At 63.8% G+C, this 17,453-nt stretch carries 16 protein-coding genes and 2 pseudogenes; 11 read left to right on the top strand and 7 right to left on the bottom strand.

Translation table 11 applies throughout. The annotated features are described in order from the left end of the window. Position 1: 1 nt before the first annotated feature. Positions 2 to 847: a FadR/GntR family transcriptional regulator gene (locus tag G6N27_RS08375; protein ID WP_163775918.1), complete on the top strand. Its 846-nt coding sequence runs from the start codon at positions 2 to 4 to the stop codon at positions 845 to 847. Then, entirely contained in the window at positions 831 to 1,721 is an 891-nt protein-coding gene (locus G6N27_RS08370) for an enoyl-CoA hydratase/isomerase family protein (protein ID WP_163775917.1), read from the top strand. Before G6N27_RS08375 ends, G6N27_RS08370 begins: the two co-directional genes overlap by 17 nt. A gap of 1 nt (position 1,722) precedes the next feature. Here G6N27_RS08370 and G6N27_RS08365 read toward each other — a convergent pair whose 3' ends face one another. Continuing rightward, positions 1,723 to 2,499 (bottom strand): TetR/AcrR family transcriptional regulator, encoded by a 777-nt coding sequence (locus G6N27_RS08365; protein WP_163775916.1) that lies wholly within the window; start codon positions 2,497 to 2,499, stop codon positions 1,723 to 1,725. Between the two features lie 420 nt (positions 2,500 to 2,919). Here G6N27_RS08365 and G6N27_RS08360 point away from each other — a divergent pair, with 420 nt between their 5' ends. Genes G6N27_RS08360 through G6N27_RS08335 form a run of 6 tightly spaced genes read left to right on the top strand, consistent with a single transcriptional unit; the run spans position 2,920 to position 9,735 of the window. Continuing rightward, entirely contained in the window at positions 2,920 to 3,822 is a 903-nt protein-coding gene (locus G6N27_RS08360; RefSeq protein ID WP_163775915.1) for an enoyl-CoA hydratase, read from the top strand. After that, the gene (locus tag G6N27_RS08355; RefSeq protein ID WP_163775914.1) at positions 3,803 to 5,005 is read left to right on the top strand and encodes an amidohydrolase family protein; all 1,203 of its coding nucleotides are present in this window, start codon (positions 3,803 to 3,805) and stop codon (positions 5,003 to 5,005) included. The genes G6N27_RS08360 and G6N27_RS08355 overlap by 20 nt, the downstream gene beginning before the upstream one ends. Positions 5,006 to 5,027: 22 nt before the next feature. Then, entirely contained in the window at positions 5,028 to 6,653 is a 1,626-nt protein-coding gene (locus tag G6N27_RS08350; protein WP_163775913.1) for an acyl-CoA synthetase, read from the top strand. After that, on the top strand, positions 6,650 to 7,489 hold the full coding sequence (locus G6N27_RS08345) for an amidohydrolase family protein (protein WP_163775912.1): 840 nt from the start codon (positions 6,650 to 6,652) through the stop codon (positions 7,487 to 7,489). Before G6N27_RS08350 ends, G6N27_RS08345 begins: the two co-directional genes overlap by 4 nt. 2 nt (positions 7,490 to 7,491) lie before the next feature. After that, entirely contained in the window at positions 7,492 to 8,529 is a 1,038-nt protein-coding gene (locus G6N27_RS08340; protein ID WP_163775911.1) for an acyl-CoA dehydrogenase family protein, read from the top strand. Positions 8,530 to 8,544: 15 nt separating this feature from the next. After that, complete coding sequence (locus tag G6N27_RS08335) at positions 8,545 to 9,735, top strand: acyl-CoA dehydrogenase family protein (RefSeq protein ID WP_163775910.1); 1,191 nt, start codon at positions 8,545 to 8,547, stop codon at positions 9,733 to 9,735. A gap of 6 nt (positions 9,736 to 9,741) precedes the next feature. Here the strand turns inward: G6N27_RS08335 and G6N27_RS08330 are convergent, their stop codons facing one another. The 3 genes from G6N27_RS08330 to G6N27_RS08320 all read right to left on the bottom strand — a co-directional run bounded on the left by G6N27_RS08330 (position 9,742) and on the right by G6N27_RS08320 (position 12,712). Continuing rightward, entirely contained in the window at positions 9,742 to 10,890 is a 1,149-nt protein-coding gene (locus tag G6N27_RS08330; protein WP_163775909.1) for a thiolase family protein, read from the bottom strand. 1 nt (position 10,891) lies between these two features. Further along, the gene (locus G6N27_RS08325; protein ID WP_163775908.1) at positions 10,892 to 12,109 is read right to left on the bottom strand and encodes a cytochrome P450; all 1,218 of its coding nucleotides are present in this window, start codon (positions 12,107 to 12,109) and stop codon (positions 10,892 to 10,894) included. Between the two features lie 114 nt (positions 12,110 to 12,223). Continuing rightward, on the bottom strand, positions 12,224 to 12,712 hold the full coding sequence (locus tag G6N27_RS08320; protein ID WP_163775907.1) for a winged helix-turn-helix transcriptional regulator: 489 nt from the start codon (positions 12,710 to 12,712) through the stop codon (positions 12,224 to 12,226). Between the two features lie 91 nt (positions 12,713 to 12,803). Between G6N27_RS08320 and G6N27_RS08315 the strand changes: the two genes are divergently transcribed. After that, a complete protein-coding gene (locus tag G6N27_RS08315; protein WP_232064915.1) occupies positions 12,804 to 13,988 on the top strand; it encodes a thiolase family protein in 1,185 nt (394 codons plus the stop codon). An 83-nt stretch (positions 13,989 to 14,071) separates the two neighbouring features. Further along, a pseudogene (locus G6N27_RS08310) lies at positions 14,072 to 14,746 on the top strand (SDR family oxidoreductase). A gap of 25 nt (positions 14,747 to 14,771) precedes the next feature. On the opposite strand, the gene G6N27_RS08305 reads toward G6N27_RS08310, so the two are convergent. Continuing rightward, entirely contained in the window at positions 14,772 to 15,080 is a 309-nt protein-coding gene (locus G6N27_RS08305) for a metal-sensitive transcriptional regulator (protein ID WP_163781522.1), read from the bottom strand. Positions 15,081 to 15,211: 131 nt separating this feature from the next. Here G6N27_RS08305 and G6N27_RS08300 point away from each other — a divergent pair, with 131 nt between their 5' ends. Beyond that, a complete protein-coding gene (locus G6N27_RS08300) occupies positions 15,212 to 15,490 on the top strand; it encodes a hypothetical protein (RefSeq protein ID WP_163774180.1) in 279 nt (92 codons plus the stop codon). Here G6N27_RS08300 and arsB read toward each other — a convergent pair. Together arsB and G6N27_RS08285 are read right to left on the bottom strand one after the other, a co-directional pair. Further along, positions 15,479 to 16,986 (bottom strand): annotated as a pseudogene (arsB, locus tag G6N27_RS08290) (ACR3 family arsenite efflux transporter). The gene G6N27_RS08300 and the pseudogene arsB sit on opposite strands and share 12 nt — an antisense overlap. After that, the gene (locus tag G6N27_RS08285) at positions 16,983 to 17,384 is read right to left on the bottom strand and encodes an ArsI/CadI family heavy metal resistance metalloenzyme (RefSeq protein WP_163775904.1); all 402 of its coding nucleotides are present in this window, start codon (positions 17,382 to 17,384) and stop codon (positions 16,983 to 16,985) included. The pseudogene arsB and the gene G6N27_RS08285 overlap by 4 nt, the downstream one beginning before the upstream one ends. Positions 17,385 to 17,453 lie beyond the last annotated feature (69 nt).

Genomic DNA, 17,453 nt, shown 5'->3' with positions numbered 1-17,453 from the left:
CGTGGCACCGCAGCGCTTCCGCCAACCGCGCGTCGCCGAGATCGTGGCGTCGAAACTGCGGGATGACATTCTGTCGGGCCGCCTGAAAGAGGGCGATGTTCTTCCCTCGCAGGAAAGCCTTTTCGGTGAATTCGGAGTCAGCCCGCCGGCGCTGCGCGAGGCGATCCACATCCTGGAGACCGACGGGCTGATCTCGGTCCGTCGCGGTAACGTCGGCGGCGCGGTCGTCCAGCACCCGACGGCCGAGCGGACCGCGCACATGATCAGCATGGTGTTGCAATCTCGGGCCGCCACGCCGGTCGACGTCAGCGAGGCGCTCTTGCACCTCGAGCCGATCTGCGCGGGGATGTGCGCCGCGCGAGATGACCGGATGACCGAAGTCGTCCCCTATCTGCAGGCCGAGATCGATCTGCAGACAACCCAATTCGATGACGATTCGCAGTATGTGCCGAACGCCCGCCGGTTTCACGAGACCTTGGTCTCGCGTTGCGGCAACGAGCCGATGATCTTGTTGATCGGGTCGCTGGAGTTGATCTGGTCGGCGCACGAGTCCTCGGTCTGGAACGGCCACGGCGAACCAGCCCCGATGGTGGACAAGACAAAGCGAGCGGCCTTGCGTGACCATCAGCGGCTGCTCGACGCGATCTGCGACGGCAACGCCGGCAAGGCGGTCCGGCTGGCTCAAGACCACCTCGCGGCGGCGCGGCGCAACACCCTTGCCTTCGCCGGCAACCAGACCATCGAGGCCAAGCTGATGTCAGACGTCGGGCCGCGACTGGTTCCGCGCTCGGTGTCCAACGGCGGGCACACAACAGGAGGGGGTCCGGCAGATGACGGTCTCAGATAGCGGCGACGATCGCGTTCTTTTCCACATCGATCCGGAAAAGCGGATCGCGACAATAACGTTAAACAATCCCAAACAACGCAATTCCTACGATGCGACGATGCGCGACGCAGTCGCCCGGTGTCTGGATCATGTCGCCGAGGACGACGATCTGACCGTCGTCATGCTACGCGGAGCGGATGGCGTATTCAGCACCGGCGCCGACATGAACAATGCTTACGGTTGGTACGGCGAGCGCAGTCCCGAGGGGCCGGCCAAGACGCGTCCCAGTCAGCGCCGACGGCTCACGGTCGACCGCAAGTCGTTCAGCTTCTACCACAACCTGATGGGCTTCCCGAAGGTCACCGTGGGTGAGATCAGCGGCTACGCGCTCGGCGGTGGCTTCGAGATCGCGCTGATGACAGACATTTCCGTCATCGCGCGCAATACCAAGGTCGGCATGCCGGCTACCCGATTCCTGGGACCCGCGCTGGGCAGCCTGCATATGTTCTTCCATCGACTGGGGCCGGTGCTGGCACGACGCCTGCTGTTGACGGGTGACATCATCGAGGCCGCCACGATCGAACACCTCGGAATCTTCACGGAGACTTGCGATCCCGGCCACGAAGCGGCCCGGGCGCAATTCTGGGCGGAGAAGGCGGCCAAGATGCCGGCCGACGGTATCGTCATCGCCAAGGAGGCATTTCGGCTCGTCGAGCAGAGCCAGGCGTACCAGGGCGAAGAGGTTGCGAGCTATCTATTTCACGCTTTCGGCACGAATCTGCAGTTTGCGCCGGGGGAGTTCAACTTCGTCAAGACCCGGGCGCAGCACGGCACGAAGGAGGCCTTCCGGCTGCGCGACGAGCACTTCACTGTGCCGGAGCCGCCATCGAGCTGAGCTATCGGGAAGTCTTGCGTGGCCGGGCTGACGTCGACTTACGTTGATGGCCAGTCGACTTCGAGCCCTGCTCGATCAGTCGAGTGGCGTGGTCGAGAATGCAATCCAGGCCGTATTCGAAATTGTTGTCGTCGGCGGCGCCGATGTGACGGCCCTTCGTCGTCATCCGTGCCAGCAGCGGGGTGGTCTTGGCGTCGATGACCATCGTGTCTTCGATCGTGCGCCCACCGTTCTCGGTCGCCTGGTTTTTCTCCTGGAGGCGATGCAGCACGACTGAGCCCCGAACGTGTACCGAGACTGCGGAGTACGTGTCGAAGGCCTCTTCCGGTGACAGTCCCGCCTCGACGAGGCCGGCGATGGCTTTTTCGATCTCCTGAACCCCGACCTTGGCTGCGCGCGGGCTCAGTGCTGACCTGATCAGAATCAGATCGCACAGAATTGGGTTGCCCATGAACGTTTTTCGCATCGAGCGGGCGTGATTGCGCAGTGTTTCGCGCCAATCGCTGGCCTCCACGTAGGGGGTTGCGAAGACGTACTTGCGCAGCGCCCGATCGGTCATCGCGTTGAGAAGATCGTCCTTTCTGCGGAAGTACCAGTAGATGCTCGTCACTCCGACACCGAGGTGCTTGCCGAGCAACGGCATGCTCAGGTTGTCGATCGAGACCTGCTCCGCGAGTTCGAACGCGCCGCTGATGATGTCGTCGGGGTTGATGGATCCACGTTCACGCCGCTGACGCTTCTCCGCGGTTGCTTGCTTGGCCACTGCGGGCACCTCCATCACGTTCGACGCTTCGCGGCCGACGGGTTCGAATCTACCGTCACCTGCCGGTTGATCTGCAGTTACGCAGCCGTGTCGCCCACGCCGCTTGTTACTGTAATACCTATCGTAGGCTTTTTGGTACGTGCGCCCGCAAGCGAAGCTCGAGCCGCACGGACCGACGAACGCCGGCGCGACACACTCCGGGCATTCGACTCGTCTACCGCGGACAGGCCTTCCCGGCGAAATCGGTTCACTCGTAGGGATTTTGGCGCATCGGCGCAACGGTGGCTCCGGCCTCGCCCAACCCTACGATTTTGGCCGCTCGGACGGCGCAAAACAGCGTCCGACGACGATTGCAGAATGCGGTACCGATAGGTATACAGTATGCGTACACGCATCGCCGGAGTCGCCGCCTGTGCTCGAGGAGGAGTGGGACACATGAATACCGCTGACCACCTCGTCGCCGACTCAGAAGAGGGCCACGCGGTGCTCTACGAGGTCACCCCGAGCGGTGTTGCGATCATGACCCTCAACCGGCCGGACCGGCTCAACACCTGGGGCGGTGACATTGCGACCGCTTTCTACGCGGGGTTGGACCGCGCCGAAGACGACCCGGCCGTTCGGGTGATCGTGTTGACCGGTCGCGGCAAGGCATTCTGCGCCGGCGCCCAACTCGGTTCGATGGGCAATGTCGCGCAGTCGATCGAGAAAACCGACGAACGCAAGCTGGCCAGCCTGGTCGGCGAACGTCAGCCCTACTACCTGACCTCGCTGTCGAAACCGGTCGTAGCGGCCATCAACGGATCATGCGTCGGGATCGGTCTCACCCAGGCGCTGATGTGCGACGTCCGATTCGCTGCGGACGGTGCGAAGTTCGCGGCGTCGTTCGCCCGGCGCGGGCTGATCGCGGAATACGGCGTCTCGTGGATACTGCCGCGGCTGACCGGTTGGGGTGTCGCACTCGACCTGTTGTTGAGCGGGCGTACTTTCCTCGCCGACGAGGCTGCCGAGCTCGGGCTGGTCAAAGAAGTCGTGCCACCCGAGCAGCTGATGAAGCGCGCGATGGACTATGCCGAGGACATCGCCCAGCACTGCTCGCCGGCATCGATGGCCGTGATCAAACGGCAGGCCTACGGCGACGCAATGCGCGAAATCGCCGACGCAAGTTCACGATCGGATGCCCTGCTGCAGGAGTCGCTGCGGCGTCCCGACGTGATCGAAGGCGTCACCAGCTTCCTCGAGAAGCGAGCTCCAAGCTTTCCCGGTCTGAGTGCCTCGGCGCTCACCACCGACGAATCGTGCAGTACCGGAAAGGATCACCATGGGGAACCTGGGCTATAAGGCGATCGATGTCGACAATCACTACTACGAGCCGCTGGACGCGTTCACCCGGCATCTGGACAAGAAGTTCCGCAGGCGCGGTGTGCAGATCTTCAGCGACGGCAGGCACACCCAGGCGGTGATCGGAGACCGGGTGAACCGGTTCGTACCCAACCCGACATTCGATCCGATCATCGTGCCGGGCTGCCTCGATCTGTTGTTCCGCGGCGAGATCCCAGACGGTGTCGATCCCGCGTCGCTGATGAAGGTCGAGCGGCTCGAGCAGCACCCCGAGTACCAGAACCGCGATGCCCGTATCACCGTGATGGACACCCAGGGCATCGAAACGGTATTCATGTTGCCGACATTCGCGTGCGGCGTCGAGGAAGCCCTCAAGCACGACGTCGAGGCGACCATGGCGTCGATCCACGCGTTCAACTTGTGGCTCGACGAGGATTGGGGTTTCGACCGGCCCGACCACCGGATCATCGCCGCGCCGATCGTGTCGCTGGCCGACCCGGCCAAAGCTCTCGACGAACTGGAGTTCGTGTTGGCCCGCGGCGCCAAGCTGGTATTGGTGCGCCCGGCGCCGGTGCCGGGTGTGCTCAAGCCCCGGTCGTTGGGCGACCCCCTGCACGATCCGGTGTGGGCCGCGTTGGCCGAGGCGGGGGTTCCGGTGGGCTTCCACCTGAGCGACAGCGGTTACCTGCAGATCGCCGGAATGTGGGGCGGAAAGTCCACATTCGAGGCCTTCGGCGGCTCGAATCCGCTGGATCAGATACTCGTCGACGACCGCGCGATCCACGACACGATGGCGTCGATGATCGCGCACGGCGTGTTCACCCGTCACCCGCAACTCAAAGCGGTCAGCATCGAGAACGGCTCCTACTTCGTTCATCGCTTGGTCAAACGGCTGAAGAAAGCGGCCAACAACCATCCGAACCTCTTCCCGGTGGATCCGGTGGACCAACTGCGCACCAATGTCTGGATCGCGCCGTACTACGAGGACGACCTGCCTGAGCTGGCGTCGGTCATCGGTGTCGACAAGATCCTGTTCGGATCGGACTGGCCGCATGGCGAAGGGTTGGAGAACCCGGTGTCGTTCACCGAGGAACTGGTCGGCTTCAGTGCTGCCGACATCCGGAAGGTCATGCGCGACAATGCGTTAGACCTCTTGGGCGTCAAAGTCGGCTCGGCCGCGTGAGCGCTGAAGGCCGCGCGGACCCATGAGCGAGTGGACCATAGGTGCGGTCTTGGATGTGATCGCCGAGGTCATTCCCGACCGCGCGGTCACCGTCTGCGGTGACCGTCGCCGTACGTTCCGCGAAACCTCGGACCGCACCCGTCGGCTCGCAAACTATCTCGCGGCCAACGGCTTCGGGGCTCACGAGGAACGGGCGAACTTAGAGAACTGGGAATGCGGTCAGGACCGCGTCGCCTTGCTCATGCACAACGACCTCTACGCCGACATGGTCATCGGTTGCCTCAAGGCCCGCACCGTTCCGGTGAACGTCAACTACAACTATGCGCCGCGCGAAGTCCGGGAATTGCTCGACTATGTGCGGCCGCGTGCCGTCATCTACCACAAGTCGCTCGGCGCGAAGTTCGCCGACGTGCTCCCGCCGGACAGCGCCGATCTGCTGCTGTCGGTTGACGACGGCAGCACGGCACCGGAACTGCCGGGTGCGGTGTCCCTGGATGACGCTCTGTCACAGGGGGGTACCGATCAGAACGTGACCGCGTCACCGGATGATCTGCTGATGATCTGCACCGGGGGCACCACCGGTCGGCCCAAGGGTGTGCTCTGGCGCCAATCCGACATGTACGTCTCGTCGATGGTCGGTGCCGACCACGATTCGGCCCAGGAGATCCGCGACAAGGTAAGCCGTGTAGCCGGATCGCCGTGGTTCGCCGTGTCACCGCTGATGCACGCCGCCGGCATGTGGACGGCGTTCTCTGCGATCATGGCCGGCCTCACCGTGGTGTTGTACGACACCAGCAAGCGACTCGATCCACGGTCGGTGTGGGAGACGGCAGAGCGTGAGGGCGTGGCGATGATGACGATGGTCGGCGACGCCTACGCCGCACCGCTGGTCGCCGAGTTGCAACGGGGCAGCTATGACCTGTCGTCGCTGGCGATGATCGGCACCGGCGGGGCTGCGACGAATCCGAAATATCAAGCGGCTCTTCTGGAGCTGTTGCCACAGCTCACCCTGATCAATGGTTTCGGGTCGTCGGAGACCGGCAACATGGGATTCGGGCACAGTCGCAGCGACAGCCGAACCGACACGTTCACTCTGCGTGAGGGCGGCCTGGTGCTTGCCGAGGACTACCGTCGTTTTCTCATCCCCGGCGAGAACGAGGTCGGCTGGGTCGCCAGGGAGGGACGAATTCCACTGGGGTATCTCAACGATCCCGACGCCACCCGCAAGACTTTTCCGGTGATCGACGGCAAGCGCGTGGTGATCTCCGGCGACCGCGCCAGCCTGGAGGACGACGGGACGCTGCGGCTCTACGGCCGTGATTCGCTGGTGGTCAACACCGGCGGAGAAAAGGTGTTCGTCGAAGAGGTCGAAGAGATCTTGCGCGCGCATCCGGCGATCGCCGACGCGCTGGCGGTGGGCCGCCCCAGCGAACGGTGGGGTGAGGAAATCGTGGCGCTGGTACAACTGCGCGAAGGAGCCGTCGTGGATCGCGAACTGCTGCATACGCATTGCACGTCGCACCTGGCCCGGTTCAAGGCGCCCAAGGTTTACGTCTTCGTGGAGCAGGTTCATCGCCTGGGCAACGGCAAGGCCGACTACCGCTGGGCGAAACGTCACGCGACAGAAAAGGCGCCGATGTCGACATGAACGTCCAACACGTGATCGATTGCCTCGTCAACGTGCACTTCGGCGAGACCGAGAAGCAGCCCACGTGGATGCTCAAGGTGCGCGACGACTACTTCAAGGGCCCGGATTCGATGTTCGCTCCGGTCGACTTGTCCGAGCTGCTCGAAGAGATGGACGAGCAGGGTGTGCGCAGGGCCATCCTGATGGATAATCTCGCGAAACCGTCGGTCACCGCCCGCAAATTCGTCGAGGCCAAGCCGGACCGCTTTGCGCTCGCCATGGGTGGCGTCAACCTCTTGCGACCGATGCCGTCGTTGCGCGAACTCGGCGCTGTCGTCAACGATCTTCCGGTTGCCTACGCCGTTGTGGGACCGAGCTTCTGGGGCGACGGACAGTACCCGCCGAGTGATGCAGTTTACTATCCGCTCTACACCAAATGCGCCGAGATCGGTCTGCCGCTGTGCATCAACACCGGCATCCCGGGACCGCCCATCCCCGGTGAAGTGCAGAACCCCATCCATCTCGACCGGGTGTGCGTGCGCTTTCCTGAACTGAAGCTGTGCATGATCCACGGCGCAGATCCCTGGTGGGACGTCGCGATTCGGTTGCTGATCAAATACGCCAACCTTCGCCTGATGACCTCGGCCTGGTCGCCCAAGCGGCTGCCGGACAGCCTGCTGCATTACATGCGCACGCGTGGACGCGACAAGATCATCTACGCCTCCGACTGGCCGGTTTTGAAAATGCGCCGCGTCGTGCCCGAAGCCCAGGCGCTGGATCTGCCGGCCGAGGTCCTGGACAACTATCTCTACAACAACGCGCAGCAATTCTTCTTCGAGGGTCGGGAGGAGCACTGACCATGGACCGCTATGAACTTCGCCGACTCGACTACAGCCTGACCGAGGACCATCAGGCGCTGCAAGCCGCCTACCGCGACTTCTTCAAGACGCATTGCTCGATCGAGACCGTCCGTGCCGCAGAGGAATCCGGCTTCGACAAGAGCCTGTGGGAGCGGCTGTGCGGGATGGGCGCGTCGACGATGGCGCTACCGGACACGGTTGGGGGAGACGGGGCGACGCTGGTCGATCTGACATTAGTGGCCGAGGAGATCGGTCGCTCGCTGGCACCCGTGCCGTGGATCGACCACGTCTGCGCCGCGCGGTTGCTGGCCCGTCTCGGATCGGCGGAGCCCGACGTCGTGACCGGCAAACAGCTCGCGGCGTTCGACCCGCAACACGACAACGTGTCCGGGACCCGGCTCATCCCCACCGGATCGATCGCCGATCAGATCATCGTTCGCGACGGTGACGACGTGGTGCTGCTCAAATTCGACACCCGGCCGACCAAGGTCGACAACATCGGCCGACTGCCGATGGCCTGGGTCGATCCGGCCGCCGCCGACACTCGACTCGTGTTGGCAAGCGGCGCCGATGCTTTGGCCCAATACCAGACGGCACTGGACGAGTGGCGAGTGCTCACCGCGGCGGCATTGACGGGCCTCGTTGAAGAGACCATGACCATCGCGGCGGAGTTCGCGAAAACCCGCTACACATTGGGCGTGCCGATCTCGACGCTGCAGGGCATCTCGCACCCGCTCGCCAACATCGCCATCACCGTGCAAGGAGGCCGCAATCTGGCGCGGCGTGCCGCATGGTTCCTGGACAACGAACCCGACGAGCGTCCGGAGTTGGCTCCGTCGGCGTTTGTGTTCATGGCCGAAGAGGCCTCGAAAGCCGCGACGATGGCGGTGCACGTGCAAGGCGGTCTCGGTGTCTCTGCCGAAGCCGCGGCGACCGCATACCTGGTGCGGGCCCGAGGATGGGCGCTGGCGGGCGGCGACCCGGGCGTCAGCGCCCGATACATCGCCGAGCTCGTCGCGACCCGCGAAAGTCGTTGAGGAAAGGGCAGATAGGTGGACTTCTCCCGCGTCGAGTTGTCGGACGACGATCAGGCATTTCTCGGCGAGGCGCGTCATGTGCTGCAGACCCATGTTACGGACGACGTCCGACGTCGCGACCGGGAGACCGGTGACAACTTCGACGAAGGCGTGCACTTGGCGCTGGGAGCTGCGGGTTACCTTGAAAAAGAATGGAAGGGCGCGGCCGAAGGCGGGTTTCCCCGAGTTCGCCGTCGCATCTGGGAACTGGAGAAGCGCCGCGCGCATGTGCCCTGGGTGACCTGGGGGACCACCGCGATGGTGGCGCGTTCGGTGGCGAAGTTCGGCTCGCCGGAACTGCGGGACGAGGTCATGCCGAAAGTGTTCAGCGGTGAGGTGCGGCTGTGCCTGGGCTACACCGAACCCGAAGGCGGATCGGACATCGCCACCTGCAAGACCCGTGCGGTGCGCGACGGCGACGGCTGGATCATTAATGGATCCAAGATGTTCACCACCGGCGCGCACAAATGCCAGTACGTCTTCCTGATCACCAACACCGATCCCGAAGCGCCAAAGCACAAGAGCCTGACCATGTTTCTGGTTCCGCTGAATTCGCCGGGCATCGACATCCAGGGCATCCGCACCGTTGACGGCGACCGCACCAACATCGTCTATTACAGCGAGGTGCGCGTCGACGACAAGTACCGGCTCGGCGAGGTCAACGGCGGCTGGACGGTGCTGCGCGAGCCGCTGAACACCGAACACGGCGCCGTCGCGGCCGCTCCCGACGGTTTACAAGACGTCTCGATCATGATGCACCAGGCCGGGTTCATGGCGTCGGCGCTCGACAAGACCGCCGCCAAGGTCGCGCAGCGAGACCAGAACGGGCGCAGGCTCGTTGACGATGAATCAGTCGCCTACCGACTGGGCCGCAGCGCCGCCCGGATCGAGGCGGCGCTCAGCGCGCCGAGCATCTTCGGTCGCGTGGCGATCGCGCAGACCATGCGCGACGTCTCACCGGAGCTGATGGACATCATGGGCACGGCGTCCACGCTGCCGCTCGGCACAGACGGTGCGGCCGACGACGGGGCGTCGGAATACGTCTACCGTTTCGCGCCGCTGGTCGGAATCTACGGCGGCACCCTCGAGGTGTTCCGCAACATGATCGCGCAATACATGCTCGGCCTGGGTAAGCCCAACTACTCCGCACCGAAAAAGGTTTCGTAGCCCCGGTCAGGTTGTCAGGATCGTTGCCGCCGCCGTTCCAGGCGCACCGTAAACCTGTGCGAACCCGACCTGCGGATCGCCCGGTACCTGACGTTCACCGGCCTCGCCGCGCAGCTGGAGCACCAGTTCGTGCATCTGGCGCAGGCCTGACGCCCCGATCGGTTCGCCGTTGGCGATCAGGCCGCCGTCGGTGTTGACCGGCATTGCGCCACTGATCTCGGTGGCGCCGTCGGCCAGCAGCTTCTCCTGGTCACCGTGGGCGCAGAACCCGGCCTCGGCCATGTGGATCACCTCGGCGCCGGCGTCGGTGTCCTGCAGCTGAATGACATCGACGTCCTGCGGTGCGACACCGGCCTTTTCGAACGCGGCTTTCGCGGCGTAGACGGTCGGCGAGACATCTTCGTCGACGGGCGCGTAGGTGGTGTTCACCTCGTAGGCGCCGTAGCGGCGGGTGCGAATTTCGACTGCCCGCACGTAGACGGGCTTGGAGCTGAACCGGTGCGCAATGTCGGCGCGGCACATCACCACAGCGGCGGCGCCTTCATCCGGAGCGCAGAACATGTACTGCGTCAGCGGGTAATTCAGCACCGGTGAGGCGAGAATGGCCTCTTCGGAGATCGGCTTGCGGCGAAAAGCGTTGGGATTCAGCACGCCGTTGCGGAAATTCTTGGCGGCCACCTTGGCGAGCGTCTCGGTCGTGATGCCGTGGTCGTGGAGGTAGCGGTTGGCCTTCATTCCGAAGAACTGAGTCGTCAGGTACTGCCCGTTCTGCGCATACCAGCTCGGCATCCCCACGAGCGCAGGATCTTCGGTGAAGGCGCCGCGCGGGTGCTTGTCCATTCCGACCGCAATACCGATGTCGTAGTCGCCCAACCGGATACTGTCGGCACACAGTTTCGTGGCGCTGGCCGCCGTGGCACAGGCGTTGAACACATCGGTGAACGGGATGCCGGTGAGACCCACCATGCCCACGATCGCGTCCGGGTTGGCCACCGTCCAACTCCCGCCGACCGCAAATTGGATGTCCTTCCATTCGACTCCGGCGTCGGCGAGTGCCAGCTGTATGGCGTCGGCGGCCATCTGCATCGCGGACTTGCCGTCGAAGCGGCCGAACGGGTGCAGCCCCGCACCGATGATCGCGACTTCGTTGACCACGTCAGCGCTCCTCTCGGTCGAATGTCACCGGCAGTGCGGTCGGAGAGCGGAACGGCTGCCCGTGAATGTGGGGGTCGTCGTCAGTGACGAGCTTGAGATTGCTCACTCGCTTCAGCAGACATTCGATGGCGACGCGAGCTTCCATGCGTGCCAAGTGAAGTCCCAAGCAGGTGTGTTCACCTGCGGCGAAGGAGATATGGGGTTTCTGCTCGCGAAAGATGTCGAATTCCTCCGAGCGTTCCCAACGGTTTTCGTCTCGGTTGGCCGAGCCGATGCACAGGTCGACCGCCGAGCGGGCGGGAATCTCGACCCCTGCCAACTCGGTGTCTTCGGTGGTGAACCGCTGTACCGTCGTCAGCGGCGTCTCGAACCGCAAGCCTTCCTCCATCGCCGGCGCGATCAACGCGTGGTCGGCCTGCACCCTGTCGAATTGATCGGGATGGGTAAGCAACAGGAAGAACAAGTTGCCCGAAGAGCGATACGTGGTTTCCAGGCCGGCGGGCAGCAGCAGCCGCAAGAATGAGTAGATCGCTTCGTCGCTGAGCTTTTCGCCGTCGATCTCCGCGGTGACCAGGTCGCCGATGATGTCATCGGTGTGTTCGGCTCTGCGCTGTTCGATCTGCTGCAAGAAGTAGTCCTTCAACGCGGCGGAGGCTTCGAAGGCGCGCTCGTATTTCACCGTGTAGTTGATCAACTGAACCGCTCGCCGGCGGAATTCCGGTAGGTCCTCGGACGGCAGACCCAGCAGCCTGGCGATGACGCGGGTCGGGAACTCGAAGGTGAAATCCCGGACGAGATCCGCGCGTCTGGCGTCGATGAATTCGTCGATCAAGGCATGACAGATCGGCCGCACGATCTCCGGTTCCCAGCGCGCCAGCGCCTTGGACTTGAAAGCCGCTGAGACCAGGTTGCGGTGTTCGCGGTGCTTTTTGCCCTCCATCGCCAAGATGGACGGGCCGATGAACAGCCCGATCGTGTTGTCGTAGTAGGTCGAGCTGAATACCTCACCGTCGCGGAAAGCCGTGTTCACCGCGTCGAATGACACTGCGGCGAAGGAGTTTCTGGGCCTCAGCGATTCCGGAGTTTTCGAGTAGTCGATGACGGACCCGTGGAACACATCTGCGTTCTTGCGTTTCAGGGCGAAGTAGGGATAGGGGTCTCGGATGAAGTCGGCAGGTTTGTCGTCGCTGGCGGCGACGTCCCGAAGTTGACTTTCCACAGCTGCACTCCAGCTTCGTCGCGCGGACCGGCATCTAGCCGCATGTTCGTACTGTAAAGATTACAGTATCGTACAACAGCGCGGTGACCGGCGAGGAGCGCCGGTGCGTCACGCTCAGCCGTCGCGGTGCCGACGCCGCTTGGCAAGTTCCACGCCGAGCTCATCAGGAGGCACCAGATGGCCTTCGGCGCAACGCATTTCGACCATGGCGTCGGCGCCGCAATTCAGGTGGGTCAGTCGCAATCGGTTGGTGCCCGGCAGGTGCTGCTGGCCCCACTGGAACATCGCCCACACCACCGGCATGAAGTCGATACCGGCCTCGGTGAGCACGTACTCGTCGCGCGTCCGCTGGCCTGCCTCCCGATACGGTTGCCGGGTCAGCATCCCGAGCTCGACCAGCTCGGAGAGTCGCGCCGACGCCGCGGCCTTGGTGATGCCCACGCGCGTGGCGAAGTCGTCGAAGCGCGTCGTCCCGTAATAGGCCTCGCGCATGATCAGCATCGCGGATTTGGTGCCGAGCACCGCCATGGTCTTCTCGATCGAGCATTGGCCGACCGCCGTCCAGGCGTCCCGGTCGGCCAGTACGCCCTGCAGGAGTGTCATAGATCACCTCGCTTCTGGGTTGCTCACAGTATACCTAGGTGTTATAGCTGGGTATAGCAATCAATACTTAGCTCGCACTCAAGGAGGAGTCGTGGCATATCAGGATCGAGACGCCGTCATCGTGGGCGCGGTGCGTACGCCGGTCGGCAAAGGCAAGGCCAACGGCGCACTGCATGGCGTATTGCCCGCAGATCTGTTGGCGCACAGCTTGCGTGAACTCGTCCAGCGCACCGGCGTGGACCCAGGCCAGATCGAGGACGTCATCGCCGGAGCGGTGACGCAGGTGGGCGATCAGGCGGTCAACATCGCACGTAACGCCTTGCTGGGTGCCGGCTTCCCGGAGTCGGTTCCGGGCACCACCGTCGACCGGCAGTGTGGCAGCAGTCAGCAGGCGATCAGCTTCGCCGCACAGGGCGTCCTGGCCGGTGCCTACGATATCGTGGTGGCCGCGGGTGTGGAGTCCATGAGCCGCGTTCCGATGGGCAGCTCGGTCCTGCCGGGCAGCGACCCGTTCGGCGAGGGCATGGCGAGCCGCTACCCCGAAGGCCTTGTGCCGCAGGGCATCAGTGCCGAGCTGATCGCCGCCAAGTGGGGCCTGACCCGCACCGAACTCGACGAGTTCTCCGCGGCCAGCCACGAGAAGGCTGCCCGTGCCACCAAGGACGGACTCTTCGACAACGAGCTGGCGCCGATCGCGGGGCTGAGCACCGACGAGATCATCCGGCCCGGCACCACGGTCGAGACGCTGGCCGGCCTGAAGCCGGCGTTCTACAACCCCGCGGTGGCCGACCGCTTCCCGCAGATCAACTGGGAGATCACACCGGGCAACTCGTCGCCGCTGTCGGACGGCAGCGCCGCGGTGCTGATCACCAGCGGCGCGGCCGCCAAGAAGCTGGGTCTGCGCCCGCTCGCCCGGATTCACACAACTACCGCGGTGGGATCGGATCCGCTGTACATGCTCACCGGCGTCATCCCGGCGACCGAAAAGGTGTTGCGCCGTGCCGGGCTGACCCTGGCCGACATCGACCTGTTCGAGGTCAACGAAGCGTTCGCGCCCGTGGTATTGGCCTGGGCCAAGGACACCGGAGCGGATCTGGCCAAGACCAACGTCCATGGCGGTGCGATCGCCATCGGACATCCGTTGGGCGCCAGCGGTGCTCGCATCATGACCACGATGGTCAACGCTCTCGAGCAGAGCGGCGGACGGTACGCGCTGCAGACGATGTGTGAAGGCGGCGGCATGGCCAACGCCACCATTATCGAGCGGCTGGACTAAGCAGCATCTTCCGTCACCGCGATCACTGCGAAAGAATGCGGGTCGGAAATCTCTCAATCCTTGGCTGCTCACAGGAGGCCACGATGAACAACGATCAGATCACCGCTTTGGTCACCGGCGCCAACCGGGGACTCGGTAAGCACTTTGCGACCCAACTCGTCGAGCGGGCAGCCAAGGTCTAGGCGGCTTCCCGCCGTCCTGAAACGATCGACGTGCCCGGCGTTGAACCAGTGCAGTTGGACATCACCGACACTGACTCGGTACGCCGTGCCGCGGAGGTGGCGAGTGACGTCAATGTGCTCGTCAACAACGCGGGTACCTCGACGCGTGCGTCGCTGCTGTCCGGATCGTTGGACGACATCCGGCTGGAGATGGAGACGCACTACTTCGGCACGCTGAATGTCATCCGCACCTTCGCGCCGGTCATCGAACGCAACGGCGGGGGAGCGATCCTCAACATGCTGTCGGTGTTGTCCTGGCTGCATGCGTCGGCCTCCGGCGCGTACTCGGCCGCCAAGGCGGCAGGGTGGGCGATGACCGATGCGATCCGGCAGGAACTCGCGCCTCGCGGCATCCACGTCACCGCCGTGCACGTCGGCTACATGGACACCGACATGGCCGCGTTCGCGCCCGCAGACCAAAAGACCGATCCTGCGGACGTCGCGCGACTTGCGTTGGACGGCTTGCTGGCCGGCGAAGCAGAAGTGCTCGCCGACGACCTGACACGAGCGACGAAGGCGCACTTGTCCGGCGGCTGACCCAGACGTCTTCGCGACGCCTGGGTCATGTTCCGTTCAAGCAGGTGTCGGGGCCGGTCAAGGCGGGGCTGAACTTGAGAGCATCGACCAGCTCGGCGATCGCCTTCTCTCCTTGTCCGGCCACGACCGCCTCCGAAAAACAGGTTTCCAGGTGGTTGTGCAACATCACCCGGTTCGTGCGCTCCAAGGCGGACTGCACCGCGGAAATCTGCTTCATCACATCTACGCAGTAGGCGTCGGTTTCCAGCATCCGGATGATTCCGTCCAGATGACCGCGCACCGTCTTGAGCCGGTTGAGCGCAGCACTCTTTTTGGCCGTCAATTCCTCTGACATGGCGGTCCCTTTCGCCGGCATTGCGCGCCAATTCCTCCGCGGCGCGAACGCATTACAGCTTAAACCATCCCACCCCACCCCGGGTGGGGTAACATGGCCTCCGCCAAGTCCGAACACAGGAGGTTCACGTCATGTCCGATACGACCACGGTTTCCGACGACCCCGGCACCGCCCAACCGACGAGTCCCAGTCGTTTGAACCAGGCGCTGGCGTGGGTGGGGATCGTCGCCGGCGGGCTGTTCATCGTTGCCGGGATCTTCTTCTCCGGCTTCTTCTTGAATTGGAGCGAGCACGCACACATGACAATGGGTCATGCGGCGATGGCACACGAATCGAAAGATTGTTGTGCCGACATGAAGATGGGCGAGATGAAGCCGGGCGCGATGATGGGTCCGCAGTCAGGGCGTTGACGCCCTCACTCCCAGTTGCTCGAGCAGAGTGCGCACCCGGTGTTCGATGTCGTCGCGGATTGACCTGACGACGTCGACGGGTTGGCCTGCTGGATCGGGGAGGACCCACTCTTCGTAGCGCCGCCCGGGCAGAACGGGGCAGGAGTCGCCACACCCCATGGTGATCACCACATCCACCGCGTCGAGCATGGTCGTCGTCCAGTGCTTTGGTTGTTCGGCGGCGATGTCGATGCCCTTTTCGGCCATCGCCGCGATCGCCGCGGGGTTGACCTCAGCTGCGGGTTCGGAGCCGCCCGAGTAGACGCTGGCGCGTTCGCCGGCAAGACATTTGAAGAAGCCCATGGCCATCTGGGACCGCCCTGCATTGTGCGTGCAGAGGAACAGTACGGCCGGTTTGGTCAGGGACATCAGGCGACGCCTTCGCGGGCGACAGGAGCGAATCGCCCTCGTAGTGCCAGTGATACGTAGACCAGGGTAACCAGGACCGGGACTTCGATGAGTGGCCCGACGACACCGGCCAGGGCCTGACCTGACGTGGCCCCGTAGGTCGCGATCGACACGGCGATGGCCAGTTCGAAGTTGTTGCCCGCAGCGGTGAACGCGAGCGTGGCTGTGCGTTGGTAGCCCAGGCCGATTACAGCACCCAGAAGGTAGCCGCCGCCCCACATGACGGCGAAGTAGACCAGCAACGGCACCGCGATGCGGAGCACGTCGAGGGGACGGCTGGTGATCTGATGTCCTTGCAGCGCAAAGAGAATGACGATGGTGAACAGCAGGCCGTACAGCGCCCACGGACCAATTCTGGGCAGGAAGTTCGACTCGTACCAGTTGCGCCCCTTGGCCTTCTCACCGAAGCGCCGGCTGAGGTATCCGGCGAGTAGCGGGATGCCGAGGAAGACCAGGACGGATTTGGCGATCTGCCAGGGCGAGGTGCTGATGGTGCTCTGTTGCAGGCCGAGCCAGCCGGGCAGGATCGAGAGATAAAACCAGCCCAAAGCAGCGAACATGACGACCTGAAAGACGGAGTTGAGCGCGACCAGTACCGCTGCGGCTTCCCGATCTCCGCAGGCGAGGTCGTTCCAAATGATCACCATCGCGATGCAACGGGCCAGGCCGACGATGATCAGGCCGGTGCGGTAAGCGGGTAGATCGGGCAGCAGCAACCACGCCAGCGCAAACATCAACGCGGGGCCGATAAGCCAGTTCAAGACCAGTGAACTCGCCAGCAACTTGCGGTCGCCGGTCACGGTGTCCAGCCGGTCGTAGCGCACCTTGGCCAGCACCGGATACATCATCACCAGCAGCCCGAGTGCTATCGGCAATGAAATCCCGTCCACCTGAACGTGATTCAGCGCCGCATTCAGCCCTGGAACAAGTCGTCCGAGCAGTAAGCCGATGGCCATCGCGAGGCCGATCCACAACGGCAAGAACTGGTCGAGCCGGGACAGCTTTTCCACGACGGCGGGCGCCGTCTCATCTTGCGCTGAGCGGATCACGACGAGCAGGCAGAGGTGTTGGCGCCGAACGACTCCGAGTCCGAGAGCACGGTGTAGACCTCCCACCTCTCGCCGGCGGGCCCGGTCACCCACACCTTGTCCTGCGTCGCGAAGCAACAGGTCGTCCCGATCTCCTCGTCGGTGACCAGTCCCGCGTCGGCCAGGCGTGCGATCTCGGAGTGGACGGCATCGCTCGAGTCCACCTCGACACCGAGGTGGTTGAGAGTCCCGCCGTGGCCCCGGTTTTCGATGAGGACCAGCTTCAACGGTGGTTCGGTGACGGCGAAGTTCGCGTAACCCGGCTTGACCTTGGCGGGGCCGGTGTTGAACAGCCGAGAGTAGAACGCGATGGCCTCGTCGAGGTCATCGACGTTGAGGGCGAGCTGGACACGGGCCATGACGACTCCAACCTTTGTGGCTTATGTCGAACTATCGATGAGGTCGATGATGCCACCTTTTCGATATAT

The organism is Mycobacterium cookii (assembly GCF_010727945.1).
Classification (GTDB): Bacteria; Actinomycetota; Actinomycetes; order Mycobacteriales; family Mycobacteriaceae; genus Mycobacterium; species Mycobacterium cookii.
This window is presented reverse-complemented; position numbering and strand designations above follow the sequence as displayed.

Bases quoted from the DNA above. Each gene is read 5' to 3' on its own strand.
- G6N27_RS08355 (WP_163775914.1), top strand. From the start codon at position 3,803: ATGGGGAACCTGGGCTATAAGGCGATCGATGTCGACAATCACTACTAC.
- G6N27_RS08365 (WP_163775916.1), bottom strand. From the start codon at position 2,499: ATGGAGGTGCCCGCAGTGGCCAAGCAAGCAACCGCGGAGAAGCGTCAG.
- G6N27_RS08345 (WP_163775912.1), top strand. From the start codon at position 6,650: ATGAACGTCCAACACGTGATCGATTGCCTCGTCAACGTGCACTTCGGC.
- G6N27_RS08340 (WP_163775911.1), top strand. From the start codon at position 7,492: ATGGACCGCTATGAACTTCGCCGACTCGACTACAGCCTGACCGAGGAC.
- G6N27_RS08370 (WP_163775917.1), top strand. From the start codon at position 831: ATGACGGTCTCAGATAGCGGCGACGATCGCGTTCTTTTCCACATCGAT.
- G6N27_RS08320 (WP_163775907.1), bottom strand. From the start codon at position 12,712: ATGACACTCCTGCAGGGCGTACTGGCCGACCGGGACGCCTGGACGGCG.
- G6N27_RS08305 (WP_163781522.1), bottom strand. From the start codon at position 15,080: ATGTCAGAGGAATTGACGGCCAAAAAGAGTGCTGCGCTCAACCGGCTC.
- G6N27_RS08300 (WP_163774180.1), top strand. From the start codon at position 15,212: ATGTCCGATACGACCACGGTTTCCGACGACCCCGGCACCGCCCAACCG.
- G6N27_RS08350 (WP_163775913.1), top strand. From the start codon at position 5,028: ATGAGCGAGTGGACCATAGGTGCGGTCTTGGATGTGATCGCCGAGGTC.
- G6N27_RS08360 (WP_163775915.1), top strand. From the start codon at position 2,920: ATGAATACCGCTGACCACCTCGTCGCCGACTCAGAAGAGGGCCACGCG.
- G6N27_RS08285 (WP_163775904.1), bottom strand. From the start codon at position 17,384: ATGGCCCGTGTCCAGCTCGCCCTCAACGTCGATGACCTCGACGAGGCC.